Origin of the sequence: Brevibacillus fortis (assembly GCF_046196545.1) — a bacterium.
In the GTDB taxonomy this organism is placed as follows: Bacteria; Bacillota; Bacilli; order Brevibacillales; family Brevibacillaceae; genus Brevibacillus; species Brevibacillus fortis_A.
On record NZ_CP176370.1, the window covers coordinates 1,138,704 to 1,145,000 of the forward strand.

Annotated in this window: 8 protein-coding genes (1 of these 8 cut by a window edge); 7 read left to right on the forward strand and 1 reads right to left on the reverse strand. The window is 47.7% G+C overall.

Annotation, left to right across the window (positions count from 1 at the left end; genetic code table 11):
* Nucleotides 1–100: 100 nt before the first annotated feature.
* The 4 genes from bcp to ACKKE8_RS06025 are packed head-to-tail and all read left to right on the forward strand — an operon-like array spanning nt 101 to nt 3,005.
* Nucleotides 101–571 (forward strand): thioredoxin-dependent thiol peroxidase, encoded by a 471-nt coding sequence (gene bcp, locus ACKKE8_RS06010; protein WP_221869233.1) that lies wholly within the window; start codon nt 101–103, stop codon nt 569–571.
* Between the two features lie 36 nt (nt 572–607).
* Nucleotides 608–1,660, forward strand: a complete 1,053-nt coding sequence (locus tag ACKKE8_RS06015) for a M42 family metallopeptidase (protein ID WP_409177368.1) — start codon at nt 608–610, stop codon at nt 1,658–1,660.
* A gap of 9 nt (nt 1,661–1,669) precedes the next feature.
* A complete protein-coding gene (locus ACKKE8_RS06020; protein WP_409177369.1) occupies nt 1,670–2,431 on the forward strand; it encodes a class I SAM-dependent methyltransferase in 762 nt (253 codons plus the stop codon).
* Nucleotides 2,432–2,456: 25 nt separating this feature from the next.
* Nucleotides 2,457–3,005, forward strand: a complete 549-nt coding sequence (locus ACKKE8_RS06025) for a cob(I)yrinic acid a,c-diamide adenosyltransferase (protein ID WP_409177370.1) — start codon at nt 2,457–2,459, stop codon at nt 3,003–3,005.
* A gap of 39 nt (nt 3,006–3,044) precedes the next feature.
* Here ACKKE8_RS06025 and ACKKE8_RS06030 read toward each other — a convergent pair whose 3' ends face one another.
* Complete coding sequence (locus ACKKE8_RS06030; protein WP_409177371.1) at nt 3,045–3,956, reverse strand: complex I NDUFA9 subunit family protein; 912 nt, start codon at nt 3,954–3,956, stop codon at nt 3,045–3,047.
* 118 nt (nt 3,957–4,074) lie between these two features.
* Between ACKKE8_RS06030 and nth the strand changes: the two genes are divergently transcribed.
* From nth to ACKKE8_RS06045, 3 genes are all read left to right on the forward strand, one after another.
* A complete protein-coding gene (gene nth / locus ACKKE8_RS06035) occupies nt 4,075–4,758 on the forward strand; it encodes an endonuclease III (protein WP_409177372.1) in 684 nt (227 codons plus the stop codon).
* Nucleotides 4,759–4,912: 154 nt separating this feature from the next.
* On the forward strand, nt 4,913–5,347 hold the full coding sequence (gene perR / locus ACKKE8_RS06040; RefSeq protein ID WP_017250178.1) for a peroxide-responsive transcriptional repressor PerR: 435 nt from the start codon (nt 4,913–4,915) through the stop codon (nt 5,345–5,347).
* Between the two features lie 273 nt (nt 5,348–5,620).
* On the forward strand, nt 5,621–6,297 hold the start of the coding sequence (locus ACKKE8_RS06045; protein WP_409177373.1) for a glycosyl hydrolase family 18 protein. The gene runs 1,057 nt beyond the window's last position; only the first 677 of its 1,734 coding nucleotides appear in the window; it begins with the start codon at nt 5,621–5,623; the stop codon falls past the right edge of the window.

The following is a 6,297-nucleotide window of genomic DNA, read 5'->3' on the forward strand; positions in this document are numbered from 1 at the left end:
TTCTGCATCAAAGCGCAACTTGTATGCGGATGAAGTGACTACTAGATTGTGGTAAAATGGGACCAGCGAAAACAGGATATTATCGAGAGGAGGGAAAAGTTTGACGGCAGTAGGACAAGCTGCACCTGCATTTACTTTGCAGGCGAGCAATAATCAGACCCTCTCACTTTCCCAATTTCATGGACAAAATGTAGTACTATATTTTTATCCGAAGGACCAAACGCCGACATGTACCACAGAAGCATGCGACTTTCGTGACTTCCATTCGGGCTTTGCTGAGCTGAATACAGTTGTTCTCGGAATCAGTCCGGATTCTGTGAAATCGCATGACAAATTTATCGCGAAGCACGAATTGCCATTTCCACTTTTGGCAGATCCGGATCACCAAGTGGCAGAGGCTTATGGTGTGTGGGTGTTGAAAAAAATGTACGGACGAGAGTACATGGGCATAGAACGCACGACGTTCGTCATTGACAAAGAAGGCAACATTGCAAAAGTATGGCCAAAAGTAAAGGTCAAAGGGCATGTACAGGAAGTGCTTCAATTTATTAAGGAAGAACTTCAATCCTAACGTTATTTCGCAATGGGCGAATGGAGGAACATACAGATGAGTGTATCCACGGAATATGTTGTACAAAGCTTTTGCCAATTGGCGAACATCCCAAGTCCATCTGGCAATACGGAAAAAGTAATGGGCTGGGTTGCACAAGAGTTAGAAAAGCTTGGTGTTTCCTATAGACGGACAAACAAAGGGGCAATCGTTGCTACAGTAGCGGGAACCACTAACGAAAAGGCAAGACTCCTGACAGCTCACGTCGATACGCTGGGAGCGATGGTAAAAGAAATAAAGAGCAATGGGCGCTTGAAGCTGACCTTGATCGGCGGCTTTGCATTCAATGCGATTGAAGGGGAGCACTGCGTTATAGAGACAAGCAGCGGTCGTCTTGTAACCGGTACCATTTTGTCCACCAAAGCTTCCGTGCATGTATACAGCTCAGAAGCGGGGAAAGCTGAGCGCAATGAGGCGAACGTGGAAGTTCGACTGGATGAAAAGGTCACAAACAAAGAGCAGGTACTTGCGCTTGGAATTTCCGTCGGAGATTTCGTCTCCTTTGATCCGCGCGTGACGGTAACGGATAGCGGCTTTATCAAGTCCCGTCATATCGACGACAAAGCAAGCGTAGCTGTGCTGCTGGGGGTTCTGAAAGAACTGAGTGAATCCGGCTTGAAGCTGCCTTACACCACGCACTTTTTTATCAGCAATAATGAAGAGATCGGCTACGGCGGCAACTCCAGCATCCCTGACAACGTGGTGGAGTACCTGGCTGTCGACATGGGGGCGATTGGGGACGGACAGACGACAGATGAGTATTGCGTGTCTATTTGTGCGAAGGATTCCACTGGACCTTACCACTACGGATTGCGCAGCCATCTGACAAAGCTCGCACAAGCGAACGGTCTGAACTACCAAGTGGACATTTATCCCTATTATGGTTCTGACGCAAGTGCTGCGCTGAGAGCTGGATATGACGTTGTCCATGGTTTGATCGGACCGGGAGTAGATGCATCCCACTCTCATGAACGTACACATAAAGAAGCGCTCGACAACACGGCAAAGCTCGTTATGGCCTACCTTCAATCAGAAGAAATGCAAGCATAGGAGGACCAGATGAGCAATATGTATCAATGGGCTGACTACTATGATCTCACTCAACGCGGTGTTCCTGGTGATGTTGAGTTCTATCTGGAACAAGCCAAGCTGGCAGGGGGAAAAGTGCTGGATCTCGCTTGCGGCACCGGAAGAATCAGCATTCCGATGACGCAGGCTGGCATCGACGTTACCGGAATTGACCTATCCCAGGATATGCTGGCAAGGGCTCAGGCAAAAGCAGAGGAACAAGGTGTGACGTCCGGCCTTAAGCTATTGCAGGGGGATATGCGCTCCTTTGATCTACAGGAGTCATTTTCGCTCATTATGATTCCTTTTCGGTCGTTTTTGCACCTTTTGCATGTTCAAGAGCAAATGAAGGCATTGACGTGCATTCGCAAGCATCTGGCTCCAGGCGGGAAGTTCATCATGAACGTGTTTGTACCCAAGATTCATCATTTTTACGAGGAAAATGAAAAAATGTCCTTGCGTGGCACCTATCCACTCCCGTCGGGGGAAGAGGTTGCGATGTGGGATTACACCCGTTATGACCATTTTCAGCAACTGTCCGAAGTGACACGCATTTACGAGCGTACGGATGCACAGGGAGTTGTGACGGAACGGGTGAGGGGCCGATTTACTCTCCGCTATATTTTCCCCGCGGAGCTCCATCATCTGCTTCGCTTAAACGGTTTGAAGGTCACACAACGATACGGTTCTTTTGCAAAGACACCTTTTGATGCAAATAGCTCAGAATTGATTCTGGTCGCAGAAGCTTTGTAAACGGAACCTGTGGAGGGGATACGGAATGAAGATTTATACAAAGTCAGGGGATAAAGGTGAGACGTCACTGGTTGCAGGTGTCCGCGTGCCTAAGTTTGCGGACCGTGTAGAGGCATACGGTACGTGCGATGAAGCCAACTCGCAGATTGGATTGGCACTGTCCCTGTTGCCTGCGACAGAAGAATGGAAGGAATTGCAGGATGTCTTCCATGTCATTCAGACAAAGCTATTCCATGTAGGGGCTGAGCTGGCGACGCCAGAAGGCAAAAAGGTAGGTTGGCCCATTGCAGAAGAGGACGTTACTTTTCTGGAAGAGCAAATTGACATGCTAGATGCAAAGTTGCCTCCGCTCACCAATTTTATTTTGCCTGGCGGACATCCGGCTGCGGCTGCCTTCCATGTTTCGCGTACGGTCGTCAGACGTGCAGAGCGCAAAGCAGTCCATGTGGCGCAGCAGGAGCAGGTAAACCCGTCCGTGGTTAAATATCTCAACCGTCTGTCTGATTATCTTTTCGTTGTGGCTCGTCATTTAAATAAAGAGACAAGTGCAGTTGAGAAAACGCTGCACGAATAGGCAAAAGCCCCCTGGGATCAAGCAGGGGGCTTCAACTTTTTATTTTGTACGCAGGTAAGTGGTGATTCCCGGGAGAAAGTGGATTTTCTCTGTGTGAAAAGTATCGTAGAGAAGCTTTCCGTCCTTACATGCGTTTCCCTCTAGCAGCATAGTGAGCTGTGTGTTTGTAATCGGGAAAAATGGGAATCTCTCCATGATATTCACCACAGGCTTCATTAAAGCAAGGGGAATGTGAAATTTATTGACCTTCCGCTTTCCGATAGCTTCGCCAATCGTATCTAGGATTTGCCCGTAGGAGAGTGGTTCGGGCCCACCTGTTTCGTAGGTTTGATTGGTTGATTCGGGTCTGCTCAAGGCTTGGACGAATACATCGGCCACCGTCTTGCGAGCAACTGGCTGCAAAGGGTAGGAGCCATCGCCAATGACCGGTGTGACAGGTAACCGAACCAGATCGGCGAGCATGTTCACGAATTCATCCCCAGGACCAAAAATAACAGATGGACGGAAAATGACGTACGGAATACCGCTTGCTTGAACAAGCTGCTCCGCTTCGTATTTGGTTCGGTGATAGGCGCTCGTGGCGTTTTCGCGTGCACCAAGAGCACTCATATGGACAAAGCGCTTGATTCCAGCTTGCTTGGCGGCCTCCAGTACATTTTTTGTGCCCTCTACATGGATACGAGAAAAGAGAATGCCTTTCCCCGCTTGTTCGCGAATAATTCCGACGAGGTGGATGACAGCATCGCAGCCTTGCATCGCTCTCATCAATGATTCTTTATCAAATAGATCGCCAGTTGCTTCTGTCATATGCGCATGGGTGGTTTCGTTGTAGGGAAGCTTACCTGTTGAACCAGCTCTGGTGAGGCAAACCGTCTCATATCCTTCTGCCTGCAAGCGCTCGAGTATACCCCGTCCAACAAACCCTGTGGCACCAGTCAGGAATACTTTCATGGAAAACCTCCTCCCGTAAAATACTTCCAGACTCATTGTACAACACGTATAGCCTGCCGTGCTATCGATCGCTGTGTTGACCAAGGCGGTATAATGTAGGGAAAAGGGGGATATATTTATGGCACAACGCAAAGTACCTGTTGCCGACATTTTGGATAATTTGCAGCAGCTTTATCCGGATGCGCACTGTGAATTGAATTATACAACCCCGTTTGAACTTCTCATTGCGACCATTCTTTCTGCCCAATGTACAGATAAACGGGTGAATGAGATTACGGCACCCATGTTCCAGCAGCTAAACCAGCCGGAGCATTACCTTCATTTGACACAGGAAGAAATGGAAGAGCATATAAAAGGGCTCGGGTTGTATAAGAATAAGAGTAAAAACATTTTAGAGACCTGTAGAATCTTGTACGAAAAATACAATAGCGAAGTTCCACAAACGCATGCCGAGCTGGAAGCATTGCCAGGGGTAGGGAGAAAGACGGCAAATGTCGTTTTGTCCAATGCATTCGGGATTCCTGCAATCGCGGTGGATACGCATGTATTCCGCGTCGGAAACCGGTTAGGCCTTGCGAATAGCGACAATGTGGACGAAGTGGAGCGTCAGCTCATGAAGCGCATTCCAAAAGAGAAGTGGACGGATGCGCATCATTGGCTAATCTGGCACGGCAGACGTGTATGTTCGTCGCGCAATCCACAGTGTGGTAGCTGTACACTTCAATCCATGTGTAAGTTTGCGCAGGCGGAAGCCAAAAAAGTAAAAAAACCTGCAACCAAAAAGCCCGCAAAAGCAAAGTAAAAAACTTGATTTTCCACTTCTTTCTGTTCGAATCGGATGAATGGATATTGACAGTTTTCGCCGACTAGACGTACACTTATTTATAGTAATTCTAATCAATGACATTAGAGAAGCTTGTTCTTTTGTCTTGCGAAAGACTGTGGGGTGTAACAAGATGGTACAACGTGTGGAGAAAGCTGTTGAAATCCTGAAGAATACCGGGGTTCGCATGACACCTCAGCGCCATGCAATTTTGACCTATTTGCTGGAAACGATGACTCACCCGACGGCTGACGAAATATATAAAGCCCTTGAAGGCAAATTCCCGAATATGAGCGTTGCAACGATTTACAACAATCTACGAGTCTTTAAAGATGCTGGATTGGTTACAGAGCTCACTTACGGGGATGCGTCCAGCCGATTCGATGCCAATGTGGAAGAAGATCATTATCACGCAATCTGTTCCACCTGTGGTGCAATTAGGGACTTCCACTTTCCGTATTTGCGGGATGCGGAAGTAGCTGCTTCCAAAGACATCGGCTTCAAAGTAACCGGACATCGTATGGAAGTTTATGGCGTTTGTGATTCCTGTCAAAAGAATCCCCACTAAGAATGTATTGGATGGATGAGCACCTCCTGCTTGAATCGGATAATCCCGGTGATGCAGGGGGTGTTTGCTTTTGGAGGACATAACCCTTTCTGTCGATATCTGTAACCTTTTGGCTTCTCGTACGTCTTCTTCTTGGTAGGAAGCTTGTCCGTGAATTACCAGAATACAAAAGGTTGTGAATGGATTGAACCAACGCTATGATCGAAATAATGAGTCAAATCATACAGCCCAAGTCAGAAGACAGGCTTATGTACCGGGAAGCAGGTGGAGATTATGAGTAGGGAGTCGGGTAGAGCTCTACGACCAAGACGAAGAAAACGACGGGTTTTTCGCACGCTGTTTTTGTTAAGCTTTCTCTTGTTAGCCATTTTCGGCAGCATTTACTGGTTTTTTGTGCTCCGTGCCTCAACTGAGCATGTGCAGCCGTATGATGGTGAGAAGAATGTGATTGTATACGAAGGCTCGCGGAAAGAGTCTACGTATTTATTGGAATCAGAGCAAATATTGCTGCCCTTTGATTTCATTAAAGAAAACATTGATCCTGCGATTTTTTGGGATGAACCTACACGTTCCGTTATCGTCACGACGAAGGATAAGGTGCTTCGGATGGAGAGTGGAGAAATTGTCGCCTATCTGAACAAAAAACCTGTGGATTTACGCGTTCCAGTGAAAGAGGTCGACGGCACACGCTATGTCCCGTTGGATCCTTTGGAAAAGCTGTATCCTTATTCTTTTGAGCGAAAAGCAGATACGGGTGTCCTGGTCGTCGAAAAAGAGGGCTACGAAATCCAGCAAGCGAAAGTGATCGCTGCCGAGGAAAAACAAATAGTCCGTACCGGTGCTTCTCACCGAACCCCGATTGTAGCAGAACTGTCGTCAGGAGAGGTTGTCGACGTTCTTGGCAAAAAGGAAAACTGGTATCGCGTTTTAACCGCCTCGGGAGTAGGGGG

Excerpts from the sequence above, each read along its gene's own strand:
- ACKKE8_RS06030 (WP_409177371.1), bottom strand. The coding sequence starts at position 3,956 with ATGAAAGTATTCCTGACTGGTGCCACAGGGTTTGTTGGACGGGGTATA.
- ACKKE8_RS06020 (WP_409177369.1), top strand. The coding sequence starts at position 1,670 with ATGAGCAATATGTATCAATGGGCTGACTACTATGATCTCACTCAACGC.
- ACKKE8_RS06025 (WP_409177370.1), top strand. The coding sequence starts at position 2,457 with ATGAAGATTTATACAAAGTCAGGGGATAAAGGTGAGACGTCACTGGTT.
- ACKKE8_RS06015 (WP_409177368.1), top strand. The coding sequence starts at position 608 with ATGAGTGTATCCACGGAATATGTTGTACAAAGCTTTTGCCAATTGGCG.
- perR (WP_017250178.1), top strand. The coding sequence starts at position 4,913 with ATGGTACAACGTGTGGAGAAAGCTGTTGAAATCCTGAAGAATACCGGG.
- nth (WP_409177372.1), top strand. The coding sequence starts at position 4,075 with ATGGCACAACGCAAAGTACCTGTTGCCGACATTTTGGATAATTTGCAG.